At 43.2% G+C, this 22,662-nt stretch carries 18 protein-coding genes; 8 read left to right on the forward strand and 10 right to left on the reverse strand.

What is annotated here, in order from left to right; all coding sequences use genetic code 11:
• Positions 1-3: 3 nt before the first annotated feature.
• Entirely contained in the window at positions 4-1,242 is a 1,239-nt protein-coding gene (locus NH399_RS09445; protein WP_253039439.1) for a VanZ family protein, read from the reverse strand.
• Between the two features lie 84 nt (positions 1,243-1,326).
• Here NH399_RS09445 and NH399_RS09450 point away from each other — a divergent pair, with 84 nt between their 5' ends.
• The 3 genes from NH399_RS09450 to plsB are packed head-to-tail and all read left to right on the forward strand — an operon-like array spanning position 1,327 to position 6,613.
• A complete protein-coding gene (locus NH399_RS09450; RefSeq protein ID WP_253039441.1) occupies positions 1,327-2,898 on the forward strand; it encodes an acyl-CoA ligase (AMP-forming), exosortase A system-associated in 1,572 nt (523 codons plus the stop codon).
• Positions 2,895-4,127 (forward strand): pyridoxal-dependent decarboxylase, exosortase A system-associated, encoded by a 1,233-nt coding sequence (locus tag NH399_RS09455; RefSeq protein ID WP_253039442.1) that lies wholly within the window; start codon positions 2,895-2,897, stop codon positions 4,125-4,127. The genes NH399_RS09450 and NH399_RS09455 overlap by 4 nt, the downstream gene beginning before the upstream one ends.
• A 17-nt stretch (positions 4,128-4,144) precedes the next feature.
• Positions 4,145-6,613, forward strand: coding sequence for a glycerol-3-phosphate 1-O-acyltransferase PlsB (plsB, locus tag NH399_RS09460; RefSeq protein ID WP_253039443.1), 2,469 nt, complete (start codon positions 4,145-4,147; stop codon positions 6,611-6,613).
• A 69-nt stretch (positions 6,614-6,682) separates the two neighbouring features.
• On the opposite strand, the gene NH399_RS09465 is transcribed toward plsB, so the two are convergent.
• Genes NH399_RS09465 through NH399_RS09475 form a run of 3 tightly spaced genes read right to left on the reverse strand, consistent with a single transcriptional unit; the run spans position 6,683 to position 9,484 of the window.
• Positions 6,683-8,017 (reverse strand): TonB family protein, encoded by a 1,335-nt coding sequence (locus NH399_RS09465; protein WP_253039445.1) that lies wholly within the window; start codon positions 8,015-8,017, stop codon positions 6,683-6,685.
• A gap of 29 nt (positions 8,018-8,046) precedes the next feature.
• A complete protein-coding gene (gene ubiA, locus NH399_RS09470; protein WP_256489436.1) occupies positions 8,047-9,018 on the reverse strand; it encodes a 4-hydroxybenzoate octaprenyltransferase in 972 nt (323 codons plus the stop codon).
• A complete protein-coding gene (locus NH399_RS09475; RefSeq protein WP_253039447.1) occupies positions 9,011-9,484 on the reverse strand; it encodes a chorismate lyase in 474 nt (157 codons plus the stop codon). The genes ubiA and NH399_RS09475 overlap by 8 nt, the downstream gene beginning before the upstream one ends.
• A gap of 121 nt (positions 9,485-9,605) precedes the next feature.
• Between NH399_RS09475 and NH399_RS09480 the strand changes: the two genes are divergently transcribed.
• Both NH399_RS09480 and NH399_RS09485 read left to right on the forward strand, forming a co-directional pair.
• Positions 9,606-9,785 carry a rubredoxin gene (locus NH399_RS09480; protein WP_253039449.1) on the forward strand — a complete coding sequence of 60 codons (180 nt, stop codon included), beginning with the start codon at positions 9,606-9,608 and terminating at the stop codon, positions 9,783-9,785.
• A gap of 163 nt (positions 9,786-9,948) precedes the next feature.
• The gene (locus tag NH399_RS09485; RefSeq protein ID WP_253039451.1) at positions 9,949-10,365 is read left to right on the forward strand and encodes a flagellar basal body-associated FliL family protein; all 417 of its coding nucleotides are present in this window, start codon (positions 9,949-9,951) and stop codon (positions 10,363-10,365) included.
• 39 nt (positions 10,366-10,404) lie between these two features.
• On the opposite strand, the gene glpE is transcribed toward NH399_RS09485, so the two are convergent.
• From glpE to NH399_RS09505, 4 genes are all read right to left on the reverse strand, one after another.
• Complete coding sequence (glpE, locus tag NH399_RS09490; RefSeq protein WP_253039460.1) at positions 10,405-10,719, reverse strand: thiosulfate sulfurtransferase GlpE; 315 nt, start codon at positions 10,717-10,719, stop codon at positions 10,405-10,407.
• A gap of 6 nt (positions 10,720-10,725) precedes the next feature.
• Positions 10,726-11,199, reverse strand: a complete 474-nt coding sequence (locus NH399_RS09495) for a GNAT family N-acetyltransferase (protein ID WP_253039462.1) — start codon at positions 11,197-11,199, stop codon at positions 10,726-10,728.
• Between the two features lie 2 nt (positions 11,200-11,201).
• A complete protein-coding gene (gene tdh / locus NH399_RS09500; protein ID WP_253039464.1) occupies positions 11,202-12,230 on the reverse strand; it encodes an L-threonine 3-dehydrogenase in 1,029 nt (342 codons plus the stop codon).
• A gap of 72 nt (positions 12,231-12,302) precedes the next feature.
• Positions 12,303-13,499, reverse strand: a complete 1,197-nt coding sequence (locus NH399_RS09505) for a glycine C-acetyltransferase (RefSeq protein ID WP_253039466.1) — start codon at positions 13,497-13,499, stop codon at positions 12,303-12,305.
• 259 nt (positions 13,500-13,758) lie between these two features.
• On the opposite strand from NH399_RS09505, the gene NH399_RS09510 reads away from it, so the two are divergent.
• Positions 13,759-15,072 (forward strand): hypothetical protein, encoded by a 1,314-nt coding sequence (locus tag NH399_RS09510; RefSeq protein ID WP_253039468.1) that lies wholly within the window; start codon positions 13,759-13,761, stop codon positions 15,070-15,072.
• A 19-nt stretch (positions 15,073-15,091) separates the two neighbouring features.
• Here the strand turns inward: NH399_RS09510 and NH399_RS09515 are convergent, their stop codons facing one another.
• Positions 15,092-15,463, reverse strand: coding sequence for a YccF domain-containing protein (locus NH399_RS09515; RefSeq protein ID WP_253039470.1), 372 nt, complete (start codon positions 15,461-15,463; stop codon positions 15,092-15,094).
• 290 nt (positions 15,464-15,753) lie between these two features.
• Between NH399_RS09515 and NH399_RS09520 the strand changes: the two genes are divergently transcribed.
• Both NH399_RS09520 and NH399_RS09525 read left to right on the forward strand, forming a co-directional pair.
• On the forward strand, positions 15,754-18,615 hold the full coding sequence (locus NH399_RS09520; protein ID WP_253039472.1) for an EAL domain-containing protein: 2,862 nt from the start codon (positions 15,754-15,756) through the stop codon (positions 18,613-18,615).
• Positions 18,616-18,776: 161 nt separating this feature from the next.
• A complete protein-coding gene (locus NH399_RS09525; RefSeq protein WP_253039474.1) occupies positions 18,777-21,572 on the forward strand; it encodes a response regulator in 2,796 nt (931 codons plus the stop codon).
• 41 nt (positions 21,573-21,613) lie between these two features.
• Here the strand turns inward: NH399_RS09525 and NH399_RS09530 are convergent, their stop codons facing one another.
• On the reverse strand, positions 21,614-22,594 hold the full coding sequence (locus NH399_RS09530) for a malate dehydrogenase (protein ID WP_253039476.1): 981 nt from the start codon (positions 22,592-22,594) through the stop codon (positions 21,614-21,616).
• Between the last annotated feature and the right edge of the window lie 68 nt (positions 22,595-22,662).

The raw sequence follows: 22,662 nt of genomic DNA on the forward strand, positions 1-22,662 counted from the left end.
ATTTTACACCGATGTGACATTGTTTGAATAACGGGCAAGATGTTGGCTATTAAACTCAAGATGCGCCAAGCCAACAGCAAATAATAAGGCAAGCAAAGGATCGGTAATTTCTGGGTAGTGATTCCCCACCCACATTTGCATGACTTCAACCAGTAACAGGCAGCCACCCAGACAGAGGATTGTTTTTACTTTATGGCTAAGCCATTGGTTTAAAAAGTAATAAGCCGCGCCAAAGAAGAACAACTTCTCAAATAGTACATAGCTGTTGTACCACATAGAGCCACGTAAAAAGCCAGAAAAAGGAACCCATGAAAAACTATAACGACTGTGATTGAGCGTGAAAGGATGCAACCCACGTACAAATAGCCAGCCAAATACAACCACTGTCAAAGAACGCCATGATAACCGCTCAACCCACATCATCAGTGATATCGAAACCCCGGCGGCAATGATGCTAGACAGTGACATAACATTACGTACGATCGCTACTTCAAGCAGAGAAATAACAAAGAAAATCAGCCAGCGATGATAAAAACGGCTAAAGCCGGGCAACACTTGTTTTAATAACAACCAAAAAATACACCAGGCAACCAATCCATCCAACACAGCAAACCAACTCAATCGCTGCCACATAAACAAAGGCTTCACACTGTCTTTCATCTGCCCCCAATCAAACGAAGGTATAAAGGGAAACAGCAGGTATCCTAACCAGCAAAAGCAGATCATTAGAGGAACAGAGACATGGACTAACAACTGATCATGCTCAAACCAACGTGCCAGTGTGCTACTCAAAATCAAACGCGCCACCAACATGCCCAATAACAACCCGGCCATGTTAAACCAAACATCGCCAACCGCAGCCACTCGACTTGGCAAATACACTTGAATCATTTGCAAGGTTAAAGCAAAGGCAAAACCAAATAACAACAGTGCCGCACTCCAGGCCCAGCGATACCTTTTGTACTCAGAGTGATAAGACAAAGTGCCAAACAAACCAAAAGGAATAAATAACAGGATATTGCCCAAAATATCCCCTCGAGTCGTGTGGTGATCCCAGGTAGCCAGCCACGTAGCCCAATCAAACTGAGATAAATCACGTCCAGTAAACTCAAACGGGAATAACGAGCCGTAAGAGATCAAGACAATGATGATAAAAAACACAAAACGCATAAACAGTGGTTCTTTGGGCCAATAAGTTTGCGGCTGACGCCAGCCATGAGTCGTGCTAGAATAAGCCAGCATGACTTATTTAAACAATCGTTTTTTCAACAAGTTACCATCGAGTCCATTTATCCTCTTTCACTTTACACATGACCTATCCCAACCATGAGCGAATTGTTACATCAATTACTTTGCGTTGAAGCCAGCCAATTATCACGGCCAGCCCTGTATTTTAAACAACGCGAAATCACTTACGGTGAGTTAGCACAAGAGGTGGACGCAGTTGCCAGCGGGTTTTCGCAGCTGAATTTGCAACGGGCAGGCCGAGTGGCCATTTACCTCCCCAAGCAGCCAGAAACCGTGAGTGCAATGTTCGGTTGCAGCAAAGCGGGTGGCGTGTTTATTCCGGTAAACCCTCAGCTTAAAGCCGCACAGGTGGAACACATTTTAAGTGACTCTGGAGCGCAGTTTCTGGTGACCTCTCGCCAACGTTGGCAACAGATGAGCTCGCAGATACAAGCACCCACTACGTTAGAAAAAGTGATACTTGTTGACGGTGATGACGATCTAGACGATGCCCTGAGCCTTGGCTGGTCACAATTTCTTCAAAAGACATCGACCAGCCCCTCAACGTTAACGCCAAACGACATGGCGGCCATACTCTATACATCCGGTAGCACTGGCTCTCCCAAAGGAGTTGTTTTATCCCACCGTAATTTATTAGCCGGTGCCGACAGTGTGTCGCAGTATCTGTGCAATGATAAAAATGATCGGCTACTGGCCGTTTTGCCTCTGAGCTTCGACTATGGTTTAAGCCAGATAACGACCGCTTTTTTTGTCGGTGCCAGCGTTATTTTATTAGACTACCTGCTCCCCAGAGATGTCGTCAAAGCCGTGGCGACCTATCAAGCAACCGCACTTGCGGCAGTGCCTCCTCTTTGGGTACTACTGGCAGAATTAGAATGGCCAGAAGAAGCCAAACATCACCTCCGCTACTGGACCAACAGTGGTGGTGCGATGCCCGAAGCCGTGCTGAAAAAGCTACAAACCCAGTTACCAACCACAACGCCCTACCTGATGTACGGGCTGACAGAAGCATTTCGTAGCACTTATTTGGAACCCAAACAGCTTGAACAGCGTCCAACGTCTATTGGAAAAGCCATACCGAACGCAGAAATTATGGTGTTAAGAGAAGATGGAACCCCCTGTGCGGTGGATGAGCCAGGCGAACTCGTTCATCGTGGCCCTCATGTAAGCCTTGGGTATTGGAATGCCGCCGAAAAAACCGCTGAGCGCTTTCGCCCTTATACTGCGTCTGGCGAGATACAAATTCCCGAGTACGTGGTATGGTCGGGCGACACCGTTGTGAAAGACACCGAAGGCTATCTATACTTTGTGGGCCGCAAAGACGACATGATCAAATCGTCTGGTTATCGCATCAGTCCAACAGAGGTAGAAGAAATTGCTTACCAGCACCCAGAGGTAGCAGAAGTAGCCGCCATCGGAATCCCCCATCAGCAATGGGGAGAAGCGGTCACACTGATAGTGAAACCCAAAGCAGCAGAAGCATGGGAACAACAAGCATTGCTTCGACATTGCGCAAAACAACTGCCTAACTTTATGCATCCCAAGGCAGTCATCGAATTGCCCGAGTTGCCCAAAAATCCCAATGGAAAAATCGACCGTAAGCAACTTAAACAACAGTATTTGACATTTTTTCAGGATAGCGACGCATGAAGCCAGCGCCTAAACACGCTCCTATGGACCAGTTTGCCACTCGAGACGGTCAGCTGCTTATTAACCAGCAACCGATTCGACAACTTGCACTGCGCGTCGGGCAAACACCATTCTATGCTTATGACAGAAACCTGATTGCTGAGCGAGTAACCTCTTTACGTTCACAATTACCGCAACAGGTTCACATTCACTACGCGATCAAATCCAATCCCATGCCCGCACTGGTCGATTTTATCAGCCATCATGTGGATGGCTTAGATGTCGCTTCTGGCAAAGAGCTAATCACAGCATTAGATTCCAGCATTCCTGCCAATCATATTAGTTTTGCCGGCCCAGCTAAAAGTCACAAAGAACTGCAAATGGCTTTGGCCTCTGGCTGCACCATTAACCTGGAATCAGAAACAGAGTTAGAACGTGTTATTGAATTGAGCAAGCAACACCAGCTACCCGCCAATGTCGCCGTTCGTGTTAACCCCGACTTTGAACTCAAAGCGTCAGGCATGAAAATGGGTGGTGGAGCTCAGCAGTTTGGTATCGATGCTGAGCGAGTCCCGGATGTGATAGCGCGCATCAAAACAGCTCAACTTAATTTTATGGGTTTGCATATTTTTACTGGCTCACAAAATTTAAAAGCCGAAGCGCTGATTAATGCCCACGACAATATCTTCCGTTTGGCCCAATCATTAAAAGAAAAAAGTCAGATAGAATTTACCCGCCTCAACATCGGTGGTGGATTTGGCATTCCTTATTTTCCCGGAGAATCGCCACTCGATCTGGCACCGGTTATCGACAACTTAAAGCAGTTATTAGCTCAATACCAGGCAGACTTTGCTAACACCGAAATTGTATTAGAGTTAGGACGCTATCTGGTTGGAGAAGCAGGCATTTATGTTTGTGAAGTCACCGATATCAAAGAATCCCGTGGAGAAAAGTTTTTAATCGTCAATGGTGGACTCAATCATCACCTTTCTGCCTCCGGTAATTTTGGTCAGGTTATTCGCAAAAATTACCCTACGGCCATTGGCAATAAAATGAATGCCACGGATCACGAAGTAGTCAACGTTGTTGGTCCACTTTGCACACCATTAGATTTATTAGCCAACAAGATGTCACTACCGGTTGCCGAGATAGGCGATCTGGTCGTTATTTATCAATCTGGGGCCTACGGCTATACTGCCAGCCCAAAAGACTTTTTGAGTCATGGCTACCCATTAGAAGTTCTTGTGTAATACTAAGGAATATCTCTATGTTAGGACTGAGTAAGCTCTATCATAATCTGGTTAAAGTTCCCTTAAGAGCTTTAGTTAGAATTAAATCGATTCCCGAAGCGCCAGTAAAGGAGCTAGAAATCGATCTCAGCAAACCCATTTATTACGTGTTACGTACTCGCTCCAGCAGCAGCTTTGCCATGCTGGCTCAAGAGTGTAAACGTCTTGGGCTACCAGAGCCCCAATACCTTTCTTCTAAAGCAGACAAGATCCCTAACGGCGGTGTGTTTTTTATTGAACACAAACAAATTTTTGGTCGCCGCCCTACCACCATAAAAAAATATCGTAAGAAATTAGAGTCCATTTTAGAACAACATTTCGAAAACGATACCGATACACAACTGGTGCCAGTCTCCATTTATTGGGGCAGAAATCCAGGCAAAGAAAAATCCTGGTTCCGTCTGTTTTTTACCGATACCGAGAGTGCCACACCGATTCGAAAGTTTTTTATCCTATTATTTCAGGGCAGAAACAGCTTTATTCGATTTGGCCGTCCACTGCAATTGAATCTGATTAAACAGCAATCGAACTATGAAGCCCTGGCAAGAAAAGTCAGCCGTGTATTACGCGTTTACTTTCATCGACAATGGACCGCTGCCATGGGTCCACTGGTTGCCAATCGCAAGCAGATGCTCACCAGTTTGATGGCCAATGATCAAGTGATCGAAGCCATTAAGAAAGAACAGAAGTCGCGCAATATCAGTTATGCCAAAGCACAAAAAACCGCTTATAAATATGCCGACGAAATAGCTGCCAGTTATTCTTATCGAATGATCTTATTTTTAAGCACTTTGCTCGGTGGGATCTGGAACAAGCTTTATAACGGTATCAAAGTTCAAAACGCATCCCGCGTGCGTGATCTGGCCAGCGAATACGAACTGGTTTACATGCCTTGCCACCGCAGTCATATAGATTACTTGCTGATATCCTATACTCTTTACCATCAAGGTTTAGTACCACCACATATTGCAGCTGGCATTAATTTGAACTTTTGGCCAGTTGGTGGAGTTTTACGACGTGCAGGCGCTTTTTACATTCGTCGTAGTTTTCGCGGCAACAAACTCTACACCACCGTATTTAATGAATACCTTCGTTTGTTATTTGATCGCGGTTATCCCGTAGAGTTTTACCCTGAAGGTGGACGCAGTCGCACAGGTCGATTACTACAGCCCAAAACAGGCATGCTGTCTATGACTGTGCAAAGTGCGTTACGTGGATGTAAAAAACCCATTATGCTTATCCCTACCTATGTAGGTTATGAACGCATGATGGAAGGCAAAAGCTATATCAGCGAAATGCGCGGTAAGCAAAAGAAAAAAGAATCCATGGGGCAGTTGTTGAAAGTTAGAAAACAACTTAAGCAACGCTTCGGACAGGTTTATGTCAGTTTTGGAGAGCCTGTCTCATTAGAAGGTTATCTTGATCAACACCAACCCGATTGGCGTGATATCGGTGATGATAAACCCTCCTGGCTTAACCAGCATGTCACACAACTTAGTGATATGGTGATGAACCGCATCAACAATTGTGCCGTTGTAAATCCTGTCAATATCATCAGTTTGATCTTGCTGTCGACACAACGTCATACCATGGGCAAGCAAGAACTGTTAAGTCAGGTCGAACTGTACTTATCCTTACTACGCAAAAGCCCCTATGATGCTGATACTTACATTCCAGAAGATTCAGCAGAAACCTTATTCAAACAGGCAGCCTCTCTAGAAACGCTCTATGAGTTTGATAATCCTTTGGGTAATCTGTGCCAACTCGATGAGAAAAACGCAGTACTGCTCACTTACTATAGAAATAACATACTGCATCTGTTTGCTATCTCATCCTTGATTGCTATCAACTTCCGCAACAATGAAAGCTTAAGTCGAACAGAGCTGGTCAATGCCTGCAAAATGATTTATCCGCTTCTAAAGCGCGAACTCACCATTAAGCATTCTATTGATGAGCTGGATGCTGTCATTGATTCTCATCTGTCGGCAATGGCAGAGCTCTCTCTTCTGTCTATTGATGGCGACACAGTTCAACGACCAGACTTTCATAGCGAATCCTACTCACAGCTCATGCTATTGGCTTCTACACTCAATGGAACTTTAGAACGCTATGGTGTGACCTTAACCTTGCTATCAGTTCATGCAGGTCGCGCTCCTATCAGTCGAGCACAGCTAGAAACACAAAGTCAAAAACTGACTCAACGTCTAGCGGCTCTTTACAATATTTATTCACCGGAGTCTTTTGACAAAAAGATTTTCCAACAGATTGTATCTGAATTAAAGCAGGGTGAATTAATAGAGAATAATGAGCAGAACGAACTGGTTATTAATGATCAACTTACGAATCTCACTCAGCTGATTATGAGCTTGCTGACCATAGCGTCACAAGAAAGCTTATCGAAAGCTGCTCGTTGGTCATTAGAACGATGGCAAACCGACAAAGAATAAAAAGTCGGAGCAAAAAAAAGGATGGCTAAGCCATCCTTTTTTATACTTACTCTGTAACTTGTTTGATGCTTACTCAGCTACCTGACGATATCGTTCGAGCAGTAACTGAATATCCTGAGTATTCATTCCCATCTCAATAGCAGCTTCTAATGCATCTTCCTGAAAGTCTACCGCTTCAGAAAAATCATTTTGTCGCGCCCAGGCCAATGCAATCAACTCATTGATAGTGACATTGCCAAGAAAGTTATCATCACTGATGTCTTCTAACATATCGATGGCTTGTGAAGGATTAGACACACCTTCATAAGGCGAAATTGCCAACAGACGAGCCATACGTAGTTGACCATGCAGCGAAAGCTTGCCCACGCTACTCAAACTTGAATAAGCTTGTAGGTGCATCTGACGAGTTTCTTCGTTGGTCCATAAAGCAGCTAATAACTCATGGGCCTCTGGTACTTGCTGTTGAGCTGCAAGCTCTAACCAACGCATGCCTTTTGCCACATCAACTTTACAACCAACACCCCACAATAAACTACGACCTAATTCATACTGCGCATCAGCATTGCCTAATACTGCAGCCTTAAAGAACCACTCAGTCGGATTAACTTTTACATCGGGATACGTATTCGCTTTATGATAGCGGCCATATTTTAACTGAGACTTGGCATCACCCTTTTTTGCACGTTTTTCAATGCGACCATAACTTAAGTTACCTGACGATGGTTGTGAGCCATTGCCAAAGTGGACCGTAAACTCATGGTCGTAGCTATAAACAGGTTCGCCGTTTGCATTCTTATAAGGCTTGAAACGCCACTTTGGAAAAGACTCAATGACCGATTCGTCAAAAGTTTTTCTGGGTGCTGATTCCAATAACCTAAAGTTACGTACATTACCCTTACGATCCAAATCAAAACGCACTTTGACCTTGCCAGAGATATTCGACTCTTTTGCTCGAGAAGGATATTCAGGCTCAATCATGTGAGCGACCTGCAATAAATAACTATTGTTATCAATATCAGGATAGAGTTGGCTCTTTAACGCTTTTTGCGAATAAGACTTAGCCAACTCTTTGTAATAAGCGATGGCTGCCTTTCTTTTGTTACCAAGCTCTGCCTCAATAGCATTTAGCATGTGCTTATCTTGTTCTTTGGAACCTTTTTGCTCAACCGCTAATCGCGCCCAAGCATAAGATTTCAGTAAGTCTTTCGTCGTTCCTTCACCGTGAAAGTACATAATTCCAACATTCAGCTGAGAACGTCTTTCCCCTAGCTCAGCTAACTGAGAAAACTCCCCAAAAGCATCTTTATATTGTTCTTTTGAATATGCTTTGATCGCCGATGAAAAATCAGCCAATACAAGGGATGAGCTCATCAGACATATCAAGGATATGGCTACTCGTTTCATTCTATCTCCACAACGGTGAGTGGAAACGGCTATAAACTAAAAGCAATGCCAATAAATAAAGCCATTCCCACGTAGTTATTGTTTAAAAACGCTTTAAAACACTGCTCTGGTTTACGCTTACGTGCAATCCAGAACTGATAGGCGATCAACCCGGTGGCTACCCCCCAACCGAGATAATAAGGCCACCCCATTTCAAAGCGATGACCAATCAGCAACATACCAAACAGGAAAAAAGCCTGAATAATAGCTGTGATGGCCAAATCGGCGTCACCAAATAATATAGCGGTGGATTTGACGCCAATCTTCAGGTCATATTTACGATCCACCATCCCATATAAAGTATCGTAAGCCAGCACCCACAGCAAGGTCGCAATGTATAAAAGCCAGGCTTCTGCTGCAATCTCCTGATTAACGGCAGCAAATGCCATGGGAATAGACCACGCGAAAGCCGCACCAAGTACAACCTGAGGGAAATAGGTGTAGCGCTTCATAAAAGGGTAAGTGGCCGCCAGAGCTACGGCGGCAAAAGACAAATAGATAGTAAACGGATTAAGAAACAGTACCAGAACAAAAGCGATAGATACCAATACCACAAATAATATAAGGGCTTCTTTTTCTGATATGTCTCGCCTTGCCAATGGTCTGTTTTCAGTACGCTTAACATGAGCATCGATATTTCTATCGGCATAATCATTAATCACGCATCCTGCTGAACGCATTAAAAACACGCCACAAGCAAAAATAATCAGCAGCTTTGCCTCCGGAAAACCCGCTGACGCCAGCCACAGAGCCCATAAGGTTGGCCACAACAATAAATAAGTGCCAATGGGTCTATCCATACGCATAAGTTGCGCATACAGCGCTAACTTATGGCGCGTCTTTTTTGGCAGACTACGCTTATAAATACGCTCAAAAGGTAACCACAACAAACTCCAGAAGCGGTTCCATATTAATGCCATTTGTTGCGAAACTTTTTCCAGACTTGCTAGCGCTTTATTCATACACAGGATTATCCGGCAAGAAGATTTCAGATACGAGAAGCTGACCTGATGGCATATTGAACAGTGACCGCCGTTGCCATAACCGCTGGTTAGCCTCTTCTTGTTTTACAGGGTTGTATTGAGTCACCTCAAGATTCATAGCTACCCGAACAGCGTTCAGTCGATTAAATAGAGTAGGTCCTAGCGGTTGCTCTTTTAATAAACGCAATCGTCCAGCGGCTCCTTTTAAGGTTGAAAGTGGAACAACCGTTCTGGCCCAGACCCATCTGTGGCCCGCGGGATTCATCAATTCGACCTCTCTAATCAACGCCCATTCGCGCGCAGGTAAGTCTAACCATTCGCGCTCGCGTCTTTGTACTGAGGCCATTCTCTGGCGGCACAATTTCACCTGAATTGGAGCTCCACATTCATGCTCCATCAAAGCAGTAAGTGAGCCAGGCTCAGTAAGCCAATCATGACGTGACATAAAATCTTTTACAACTATTCAATTGAGTTCAAACTCCCAAAAATTACTGCGATTGTATCTCGAAATAACTACCAACGTCATGTTAAGGTTCGCACTCGATTGTAATTAAGAGAATGATTTCATGAGTGATGTACCTTATCAAAAATGGCAATGCCTTGTCTGCGGCCTGATTTATGACGAAGCTGAAGGCTGGCCAGAAGACAATATACCCGCGGGAACCCGTTGGGCCGATGTTCCAGATGACTGGATCTGCCCAGATTGCGGTGTAGGTAAAGAAGACTTCGAGCTACTGGATGAGTAATCGAGTAGCCAGAGCCCATTGAACCAGTATGCACAAGCAATAATCCCTATTGCTCTGTCGATGGGCAACTCCTATTTTCTAACAAACTTTCTCACATCTCTCTTAAATCCAGCCAAGGTCTATACTTATTAAATAGGGTATGACTATCGAGATGGGAAAAGAGATGAAAACCTCAATTAAGACAATTTTTCGCGGATTAATGGCCGCCTTATTACTGGCCTGCTCGTCTTTCACTTATGCAGAGGAAGCCGTAGCTGAGGTTATGTATTATGATCTGGACCCGAATGTCATCACCAACTATCAAAAGCCCCCAGCCAGACGACTTGGCTTTATCACTATCGATGTACAGTTTCAGGTGACTGGGGTCGATAATCTCGATTTGCTGGATTATCACAAACCCCTGATAGAAGACACTTTGATTGATGTGATGAATCGGCAGGACGAAGAAACCATCAAAAGCATCGATAAACGCGACGCCATTCGAGAACAGATTAAAGAGCAGTTATCCGCTTTGCTTAAGGAAGAAACAGGAAAAACTGTTATCGACGATGTTTTATTCACAAAGTTTATTTATCAATAATGGCTGCCTTAACAGGCAACCATTATTGATAAACGGGGCCTAGGACACGCTGGGGTACTGCAACTTCCAGGCTTCAAAGCCACCATCCATACTATAAACTTCATCAAATCCCTGACCCGCTAAAAACTGAGCAGCGGGCTGGCTGGAATTGCCATGATAGCAAACCACCACCAGAGGCAGGGATTTATCACTTTGCTCAATATAGTTTCCTAGGTTATCGTTAGTCACATGTTGAGCACCTTCAATGTGCCCCATTTGAAACGAGTTAACATCACGAATATCCGCAATATTAATCGCTCCCTGCTCCATCATCTGATGCACTTCACTAATCGAAATACGCTTAAACAAACTCACACCTCTCTATTGGCTCGAACGAGCATCCCGTAACATGAGAATATGCTCAATGCCTTCATCGTCGTAAGGCTCAGAGCACTGAGTGAACCCAAAACTTTCGTAAAAACGCTCAAGATAAGTCTGAGCACCTATTTGCGTCTGCTGCTCAGGATAATGCTCATCCAGATAATTCATCGCCTCGGACATTAACTGCCTGCCCAATCCAAAGCGACGATATTCAGCGTGAGTACAAACCCGACCAACCGAACAGCGCCCTTCGTAAGCTTCATAACTAGGAAAAAGTCTCAGAGTCGCCACTAATGTTTGATCGACCCACCCCATCAGATGCAAAGCCTCCTGATCGTGGCCATCAATATCAGGGTAAAAACACTTTTGCTCAAGAATAAACACATCCTGACGTAACTGCATGATCTGGGCGACCTCAAGGCCACTCAACTGCTCAAAAGACTTCCATTGCCAATCAATCTTAAGTTCACTCAAAGTTACGACTCCCAATTCAGAATCACTTTGCCTGATTGTCCCGAGCCCATGATGTCAAACCCTTTCTGGAAATCATCAATAGCATATTGGTGGGTAATAATCGGTGATATATCCAGGCCTGACTGCAACATACTGACCATCTTGTACCAGGTCTCATACATTTCGCGCCCGTAGATCCCCTTAATAACCAACCCTTTAAAAATCACCTGATTCCAGTCGATGCCTGTTTCACTGGGTGGAATACCTAACATAGCAATCTTGCCGCCGTGGTTCATGGACTCCAACATATCGCGAAAAGCAGAGGGAACACCGGACATTTCCAGGCCTACATCAAAGCCTTCGGTCATCCCCAGATCCTGCATCACATCATCGAGCTTTTCGTTAGCCACATTAACCGCTCGAGTCGCGCCCATCTTGCGGGCCAGCTCCAGTCGATATTCATTCACATCAGTAATCACCACATGACGAGCGCCCACATGACGGCAGATAGCAACCGCCATAATACCAATAGGGCCCGCGCCAGTGATCAGCACATCTTCGCCAACGAGGTCAAAAGAGAGTGCCGTATGAACCGCATTACCAAAAGGGTCGAAAATAGAAGCCAGCTCATCACTGATGTCATCCGGGATTCTAAAGGCATTAGAAGCCGGAATCACCAGATACTCCGCAAAAGCGCCAGCACGGTTTACCCCAACCCCGTAGGTGTTGCGGCACAGGTGACGTCGTCCAGCACGACAATTTCGGCAATGGCCACACGTAATATGCCCTTCACCAGACACTCTATCCCCTAGAGTGAAGCCTTTCACTTCCTGTCCGATCTCAACCACTTCGCCGACAAACTCATGACCAACGGTCATGGGCACTGGGATAGTATTTTGTGACCACTCATCCCAATTAAAAATATGCATGTCGGTGCCGCAGATAGCGGTTTTCTTTATTTTGATCATCACATCATTGTGCCCAAGCTCAGGCTTGGGTTGATCAACCATCCAGATACCGGGTTCTGCTTTTGCTTTTGACAGTGTTTTCATGATTTACATCTACCTGAAAATATCAATGGCCAGAGCTGAGGCTTGCGATTGGTCGCCTCAGCAATCTAACGATTAGTCGATAATGCCTAACTCTTTGCCCACTTTTTCGAAAGCCGCAACCGCTCTATCAATATGCTCGATGTCATGAGCCGCTGACATTTGAGTTCGAATACGCGCCTTACCTCGTGGCACCACAGGAAAAGAGAAACCGACCACATAAATGCCTTGCTCTAACATTTTATCAGCAAAGGACTTGGCCAGTGCCGCATCGCCAATCATCACAGGAATAATAGGATGCTCACCCGGTAACAATTCAAACCCGAGTGCGCTCATTTTTTCGCGGAAATACAGAGCATTTTGACGCAACTTATCGCGCAACTCATTGCCACTTTCCAGCATATCCAGCACTTTAATAGACGCCTCAGCAATCACTGGTGCCAAAGTATTTGAAAACAAGTAAGGGCGAGAACGCTGACGCAACCACTCAACGATTTCTTTGCGTGCAGAAGTATAACCACCAGAAGCGCCGCCTAAGGCCTTGCCCAGAGTACCTGTGATGATATCTACGCGCCCCATGACTTCACAGTACTCGTGAGTACCGCGGCCATTTTCGCCGATAAACCCAACCGCATGAGAGTCATCGACCATCACCATGGCGCCATATTGGTCAGCCAGATCACATACTCGTTTTAGATCAGCGATATAGCCATCCATCGAAAATACGCCGTCGGTCGCAATCAGTTTGTAGCGAGCGCCATCTGCATCAGCTTGCTTAAGTTGCGCTTCCAGATCAGACATATCATTGTTGCGATATCGATAACGTTTAGCCTTACACAAACGCACACCATCAATAATTGAGGCATGGTTTAACTCGTCAGAAATCACCGCATCCTCTGCTGTTAGCAGGGTTTCAAACAAGCCGCCGTTGGCATCAAAGCAAGAAGAATACAAAATAGTATCTTCCATACCCAAAAATTTGCTAATGCGCTGCTCGAGGGTTTTATGAACGGCTTGAGTACCACAGATAAAACGCACCGACGCCATACCATAGCCCCACTTCTCCAGCCCTACGCGGCCAGCTTCGATAAGGTCGGGGTGATTGGCTAATCCTAAATAGTTGTTTGCACAAAAATTGAGTACATTTTCACCAGTTGTTACATGAATGTCCGCTTGCTGCTGAGAGTCAATGATGCGTTCGTCTTTGTATAGTCCAGTGTCATGTAATTCATTAATCTGTTGAGATAGATGTTGTAAGAATGCTTTGGTCATAGCTGATTGCCTCTATATCAAGTTGCGGCGATTGTACCATATTCCTTTTGAGTTTCCTCTCAGACCACTCACAGGTCATGATAAGGTCTATTGCGCTTTGGCAGGGTGTCTCAGTAGTGGACAAAATGGCATCAATTGAGACAAAAACACCGTCGTTTGATGACTCAAAATCAATCACGAGCAACAAAGAGCGACACCACTTTAGCGGATTGAACAGGCTTGGCTATAATTTAGCAACTAGAAAACAAATGCTGTGCCTATGGACGCTGTCGCCCCCTACTACTTAATTATTATAGAGCTATTCATACTGGCTTTTATCGCTATGATTGTCGGCTTGGTGCTCTATGCCAAAAAACTCAAGAGCTATCGCAAGAAAAACACCTCACTAAGACGCCAAATTAAAAAACTACAGCAACAGCAGCCCAAATCAGCAACGGTTAAACCCGCCAAAGTCGACGAGAAAAAAGTGCTCACCCGCTGGTTACACAAACAGGCTCAAAACGCAGAAGACTACTTATCAAAAGAATATCCAGAGGCAAACATCAAAATTCTGGACAAGGATCAGGAACTCACACAAAACCTGATCATATTGCAATACATAGTGCTCAATGCTCACCATGACCAACTTAAGAACACTCACTCCTGGTCACAGACAACACGCAATATTGGCGAAAAGCTAACGGATCTGCTTGACGAAAGCAGTCAATCGGCCACAGAAACAACGACGCGACACTATGAAAGACTGTATAAAGATCTGACCAAAACACTCGATAAATCTCGTTCATTATTTTCAGATTTATCCAATGCTTTAACAGAAAAGCTCGAAGCTAATGATGTGATGCACACTCATCTGAGAGATGTGAATGAAAGCCTGAACAGCCTGCTTAATCTATGCCAACTAGAAGATGAAGCTGCAGAGCAACAACTCAACAGCGAAGTAAAAGAAATAAACACCACTTATCAACAGGGAATGGAGCTTATCGATAAATTAGAAAACAGCCAAAACAACACTCAAAGCTTGCTTGATATCCTTCAGCAGCATCTGGAACTACTTGATAAAAACTCACTAAACATTGAAGACGGCGAAACACTGTCGCGAGAAGATGCTTTATCTCACAATCAGGGGTACAAGGAAAAACTGACCGACTCAAATCAGCACAGTGAACAACTTGCTCAAGCACTCAACCAGGCCAAACAGCTGTTAAACGACTTTATTGTTAGAACCAAAAAATATCAGGATCAAGCAACCCGGCTATCTATTCTGGATGAACGAGAAAAGCAAATTCAATTAGAAAGCCAGCAAGCTCAACAACAGCTAGCAGAACAGCTCAAGATGAACCAAATCCAATGGCTGCTCGTAGAGTCCTTTAAGCAACGATTTATCGATGGCGATGATAACGATACCACACAATCCAAAGCAGAACTCAGCCAACAGATCTACGACATAAAAACAGAAATAACAGAGCTAGCAAGTGACAGTTCAGAGAAAGAAAGATTAGAAGAATTAAAACAGGAACAAATAAATTTAGAGGGGCAACTAGCAGAGCTAGCTGGCCTCTCCATTGAATCGTAATTAACTCGTCTTTCGGGCCTTAGTTAATATCATAAATCTCGCGGCCAAAAGGGGTAAACGCCAATTTCATCATCTTGAAGTGCTGAAGCCCAAATGGAATCCCGATAATCGAAATGCATAATACAATCCCCCACACCAAATGATTGAGCATAATCCAAATACCACCAAAGATTAGCCAAATGATGTTAGCCAAAAGGTTGAGGGTTTCGTTGACTTCATAATGAGGCTTGGGCCGAGTATCGCTGCCAAAAGGAAATAACGAAAAAATTGCCAGCTTAAAGCACTGAAACCCTAACGGAATACCGATAATACTCAAACAAAATACGATTCCACCGGTCAGGTAACCCAAAAATACAAAAAAGCCACCCAGGATAATCCATAAAATATTCATCAAAAGACTCATTGAGATCCTCACGTTATATCACAGTCCCTATAAAAACAAACAAATTACGTGCCAACATACAACCTATTGTTTTATAATGACTTTTAATCTTTAGTTATCATGCATCTGAAGCAATTAGCTAAAATTTTACTAAAATTCGTTGAATTCAACCAATATAACTTCAATCGATTGAATCGAGCTCTTGCTCAGAACTTGCAAATCGAGGCACGTCTGACTTATAGCTTCGCTATACTAATGAGAGCAGCTCCAAGCGAATAAAAGGTTCCTGAGAATATTCAATGCAGAAAATAATAACGTGGTTTGGCCTATTACTCTGGCTACTATTCCTTCCAAATCAGGGACTATCTGCAAATACAGACTTGCCAGTCATGCTCGACCACCAAAGCCATTGGAAACTGAGTTCCCATGTTACCTATCTTGAAGATTCTGATAAACAGCTTAGCTATACCAAACTCAATCAACTCGACTCTGCTCAATGGCAACCTCTCAATAAAGAAACCGCCAGTTTTGGCTTTAGCAGCAGCAACTACTGGTTTAAAGTAACCCTTAAAAATAGCACTACGACTCTCAAGAACACTTACTTACATATCAACTATCCGCTACTTGATCATCTTGATGTCTATGTCGAAGAAGATGCTCAGCTTATTCAACACTATGAAACGGGCGACCAATATCCATTTGAACAACGCCCTGTAGAAGTTGCTACCTTTTTATTTCCATTGACTCTTCAGGCTGGAGCGCAACAAACCGTTTACATAAAAGTAGACACACAAAGCTCGGTCAAACTTCCCCTGTCACTGTGGGAAACAGAAACATTTCACCTCAAGCAACAAGAAGAATTAATTTTATCTAGCGCATTTATTGGCGCGCTGATCATTATGAGCTTCTATAATTTGTTTTTGTTTTTTTCGGTTAGAGAGCCTAGTTATCTCTTTTATTTCTCTTTCACCTTGTCCATTGCTGGATTCTTCTTAAGTATGTATGGACTTTCCTACCAATGGTTATGGCCAAATAGTGTCGGATGGAACAATATTTCCGGCCTTTTCTTTAATGGCCTTGGTACCGCTTCACTTTGCGTATTCACCTACAACTTTTTCTCTCTTAAACAATACCCAGTTTTACGCAGACTTACAGAACTATTAATCATTCTCTCAATGCTCATTATTGCCGCTATCTTTGTATTGCCCTACCTGCTTGCGGCCAAACTCCATGGTATCAGCATCATCATTATCGCCTTAGCAGTATTAGGTATCGGATTAACCCTGATTAAGTATCAAATCAAAGTCGCTCGTTTTTTTGTGATGGCCTGGACCGCCTTTCTGCTCGGCGTTACCGTCAACTCATTAAGTTTATTAGGCATTATCACAGCCAATACCATATCAAGCCACTCAGGGCTTGCAGGCGCCTCGGCAGGAGTGTTGCTGCTATCTCTTGCTCTTGCCGATAGAATTAACGAAGAACGTAGAGAAAAAGAGAAAGCGCAGAATCTGGCTATTAATAATCTCGAAAAATATTATCAACTTTATGAGAATGCGATAGAAGGTATTTTTGTTCTTACCTTACAGGGCAAAATTATTAGAGCAAATCCTACCATGCTGAAACTTTTGGGCTTCGATAGCTTTCAGGAAATGAAAGAAAATATCAGGCACTTCTCTCAGGTTACAAAGCTTGATAACGACTTTTCACTGATTACAGAAGCACTGAATAACAGTTCTGCACTGATCAACCATGAAACCATACTCGTTAATAGAAAAAATGAAGAACACTGGGTTTCTATTAATGCCAAATTAAATACACAGAAAGAAGAACCTTATATAGAAGCTTCGCTGATTGATATCAGTGCTCGTAAAGCGACAGAAAAACGACTTGAGTTTCTTGCCGAGCATGACCCTTTGACAGAGCTCTACAATCGTAGAAAGTTTGAAAAAGAACTCCTTTCTGCCATAAAGAGCGCAAGGCAAAATGATGAAACCTATTCTGTTCTCTATATTGATCTCGACCAGTTCAAGTTGATTAATGACACTTGTGGACACAACGCAGGCGACAAACTTCTTAAGAATCTGACAAAATACCTTTTAACCAAGCTAAACCCAGATGATCTTATCGCTCGCTTAGGTGGCGATGAATTTGGTGTTCTAGTGAATGGACCAGAAGAATATGCCTTACAAATTGCCGAAACCTTACGCGCTGCCGTTAGAGATTACAGTTTCTTTTGGCAACAAAAAAAGTTCACATTGGGGATAAGTATTGGACTTTTAGAAATAAGATGTCAGTACGGAACGGTAGAACAAGTCATGGCTATTGCTGATACTGCTTGTTTGATGGCAAAAGATGAAGGCAGGAACCGCATTAGAGTATTCACAGAAAATGACACGGATATTCAATCGCGCCAAATAGAAGCTCAATGGGTTACACGTATTAATGATGCTTTTGAAAATCAGCACTTTTTCTTGGCCTATCAAAAGATAGCTTCAAACAAAATGAAGAGCGAAAAAGAACACTACGAAATATTAGTTCGAATGAAAACACTCTCTGGTGAAATTTTTGGCCCAGCCAGTTTTTTACCCGCGACAGAACGTTATAACCTTTCTACCAATCTGGATCAGTGGGTAATTAATAACTACTTTAGCTGGTTATCTAAAAACCACGAGCATCAACGCGATTTAAGTTTAGCAAGCATAAATCTAAGTGCTAAGTCAGTAAGCCAAAAAAGCTTCGCTCAATATCTCCTTCAAGCATTTAATAAGTATGAAATACCACCGAGTAAAATCTGCTTTGAAATCACTGAAAGCATGGCGATCACCAACATGGAGAATACCTTGGAGTTTATTGACCAGTTCAAAGCCATGGGATGTTCTTTCGCCCTCGATGATTTTGGAACAGGCTTTTCTTCTTATGCTTATATTAAAGACTTCGCCATCGACTACATAAAGATTGACGGTATTTTTGTTCGAAATATTACAACTGACAAGCTTAATCGAGCCTTGGTTCAGTCCGTTCATGAAATAGCAAAAACAATGGGCATATCAACCATTGCAGAATTTGTCGAGTCAGAAGAAATCCAACAAGAGTTGAAGGAGATAGGCATTGACTATTCTCAAGGCTTCCATATTCATAAACCCGCTCGTTTATTCAGTTAATAACGCTACTTTTTGATAGCAATTTCTTATTAAAAATACATTTTTTAGACACATCACACAAAAACTTATCTTTCTCTCAATAAAATCCCGTATAAATACCATTTTGTGAGTATTCATAGCCTATGCTTTATGATATGAGATATTTCTAAACAATATAAACGATGCTCAAGAATAAAAAACTCGCTCAGAAGCTTTACTGGATTTCTTCGGTAGCTATTGTGGCTTCGCTTATTCTTTTTATTTCGGCAAGCCTGGCCAAAAAAGTCATTATTGAGCTGGTTCATGATGATTATAAAACAACATTGACGACCGTTTTGGCGACAAGTCACCAAGCTATTCGCAGCTGGTCAGAAGAAGAAAAAAAATTTAATCGTATATGGGCCAATCATCCTGTTATTCAAAAGCAGAGTCAACTTTTGTTAGCACAGGGACAATCGCCTGATAAACTTGTCTCCCACCCTGCTCAGACAAAAATAAGACAACTGTTAACCCCCATTATTGAAAGCAAGGGTTACACAGGTTACTTTATTATTAATAAGAACTTTATTTCTCTATCCTCCCCTAAGAATACAAATGTTGGCTCCATCAATTTATTAGTTAACCAGAAGGAGTTACTGGACTCGGTTTGGAAAGGCAGTACTGTACTATCACTTCCACAAAAAAGTGACTTGGAATTATCGTCAAAAAACAATGCCACTTTTTTTACGGTATCCCCAATTTTTAATGACAAAAAAGAAATTGTCGCACTGTTCGCTTTTCGTCTTAGCCCTTACCATCACTTTACAGAGATCCTACAGCGAGGTCGCTTAGGTAACAGTGGCGAGACTTATGCCTTTAACAAAGAAGGACTACTCATTAGTGTCAGCCGATTTGATACTCAACTCAGTCAAACCGGTCTGATCGAGCCTCATCAAGCCAGTATGCTAAATATTCAAGTTCGCTCACCAGGAGTCAACCTAACAACACTTAAAAAACAGCCTCCCGATAACACCAGAACTTTACCTTTAACACTAATGGCTCAATCAGCAATTAACGGAGTAAGCGGACATAATCTTGAGGGTTACTCAGATTATCGAGGTGTATCTGTCATAGGTGCCTGGCTTTGGGATAAAGAACTGAACTTTGGCATCACAACCGAAATTGACTCAGATGAAGCCTTTCGCTCATTAAACCGTATTATCATCTTGATAAATACTTTACTGACCATAGGAATAATCTCATTTGCGGTGTGTTCAATCATTTTTATCGCTAGCAAAATTCGTTTATTGAAAGCAAAAGAAGAACTGGAAGATAGAGTTGCCCAGCGAACGGAAGAAATTTATAACATCAGCCAACGCCTGAACGATGCCAAGAAGAAGGCGGAGCAAGCTGATAAGTTCAAAACACTGTTCATGGCTAATATCAGCCATGAAATACGCGTTCCTCTAATGTCAATAACCAGCCTTTCAGAGCTGCTTTTAAACACCCAACTCGGAGAAAAACAGAAACGCTTTATGCTCAATATATCGGGCGCCAGTCAGCAACTACTGCAAACAGCTGAATACATCATGGACCTCTACCGTATAGAGACGAAACAACTGCGCCTAAAATATAAGCGATTCTCTATTCATGACTTTATTAAAGAGATTGACGAACAACTACTAGAAGATTGCACCCAAAACTCAATCGATTACATGAGCCACGTCTGGCAGGATGTTCCTGATTATGCCCATGGCGATGTAAAACGATTAGGGCAAATTGTCATGATTGTTTTTTCTCGAGCCTCTAGTTGCCTGCAACCAGAAAAAATGTCATTGCAAGTCGCTAAACTGGAGGAGCAAGGCAGCAGTGTTGCTCTTGAGTTCACGATAAAAATTTCAGGCACACAAGTTTCTGAAGAACATCAACAAACCATCATAAATAGCTTACAAAAACCCCAAGATAACAACATGCAGAACATGGATGATGCCGATCTTGGACTATGGGTAGCAAGCAAGCTTAGCTTGATGATGAAGGGTGGCATTTCTGTAGATAGCGATAAAAGCTCGATTACTTTTTCCATAACTTCGCGGCTGAGTCTTCTTCCTCAAAAAATACTGAATGATGATTCGGAAGTGCACGGAAAAGTACTGGTTCTTGATCCCAATGAAATGGCCAGAAACACTTTGCATGATCTATTAGAATCTTTTGGCCTTAGCGTGGTTGCCTGTGACTCTATCAAGTCAGCGGTTAAGACTTTTTCCAAACACTTGGAAAAAGCACCTTTTGATCTCATTATATCGGAATGTAAATTTAACGAGCTTTCGGTGCTTGACTTTATTGGCCTCTTACAATCCAGCTTTAAGAATGAAGAGATCCCTCCTTTAGTATTAACCTCTACTTCTCTAGACAAACAAATACGACAAAACAGTGAAAAGTTGGGAGTTCGCCACTTCTTGGATAAACCTGTCACACCATCACCGCTATTTGACTGTCTCATTCAAATTCTAGAGAAAGACAAATTCCTACAACATGAAGAAGAAAAACACATAGACTGGGAAGTCCTCGCCAATCAACTCTCGGGAAAAAGAGTATTAATAGCCGAAGACAATCCTGTCAACTCGAGTATTATTTTGGAAATACTGACAAAATACAAAATTGTTGCAGTCACAGCACCCAACGGTGCAGAAGCCATCAAGTCCTTAAAACGTCAGCAGTTTGATGCCGTATTGATGGACATTCAAATGCCCGTAATGGATGGACTGGAAGCAACCAAGCGTATCCGAAATGAACTCAAACTCAACGAATTACCCGTTATTGCACTGACAGCTAACGTGTTAGGTTGGGAGAAAGAAAAGTGTTATGCCGCAGGGCTAAATGATCATATTACCAAGCCAATCCAACAAGGTCTGTTGTTTACGACTCTATTTAAATGGCTGTGCGTCTCTGATGTCACCAATCATATACTTGATGAAGTGTTAACTGACGATGAAATGTAAAAAGGGTGCCGAAGCACCCTTTTTGAAAATCGAAAAATCGATTAAGGAAGCAAGTGCGCTACTGCATCACGCTCTTCAGCCAACTCAGTTTGAGTCGCTTCCATTCGAGCCTGGCTGAATGCATCAATTTCCAGACCTTGTACGATTTCCCAATCACCGTTTTTGCAAACACATGGGAAAGAGTAGATAAGACCTTTGTCGATGCCGTAACTGCCATCAGCATAAACAGCCATGCTCACCCAGTCATCACCTTCTGTACCTAATGCCCAGCTACGCATGTGTTCGATAGCTGCATTCGCCGCAGAAGCAGCAGAAGAAGCACCACGCGCTTTAATGATAGCAGCACCACGTTGCTGAACCGTTGGGATAAAGTCGTTCTCGTACCAGTCTTGTTCAACCAGCTCGATAGCAACCTGACCAGACACTTTAGTGTGGAATAAATCAGGATACTGAGTTGACGAGTGGTTGCCCCAGATAGTCATGTTAGTTACTTCAGTGATCGCTTTACCGGTTTTTTGAGCCAACTGAGTCATTGCTCGGTTGTGATCAAGACGTGTCATAGCAGTGAAGTTACGCGGGTCTAAATCAGGCGCATTACGCTGAGCAATTAACGCATTGGTGTTAGCAGGGTTACCTACAACCAATACTTTAACGTCTTTGCTTGCGTTATCGTTCAAGGCTTTACCCTGAACAGAGAAGATAGCCGCATTGGCTTCTAATAAATCTTTACGCTCCATGCCTGGTCCACGAGGACGAGCACCAACCAACAATGCGTAGTCTGCATCTTTAAATGCAACGTTAGGATCGTCAGAACACGTCACGTCTTGCAATAGAGGGAATGCACAGTCGTCCAGCTCCATTTTAACGCCTTGTAACGCGTCCATGGCTGGAGTGATGTCTAACAGTTGTAAGATAACGGGCTGATCGTCGCCCAACATTGCACCAGAAGCGATGCGGAAAAGTAAAGAATAACCAATTTGACCAGCAGCACCGGTCACAGCAACACGAACAGGTTGTTTCATCCTGATATCCTCATAAGATAACTAATCATATAAAGTAACTCTGAAAGCCGAGCTTTAAGAGTGACTCT

Source organism: Pleionea sp. CnH1-48 (assembly GCF_024124665.1).
GTDB lineage: Bacteria > Pseudomonadota > Gammaproteobacteria > Enterobacterales > Kangiellaceae > JAMXSB01.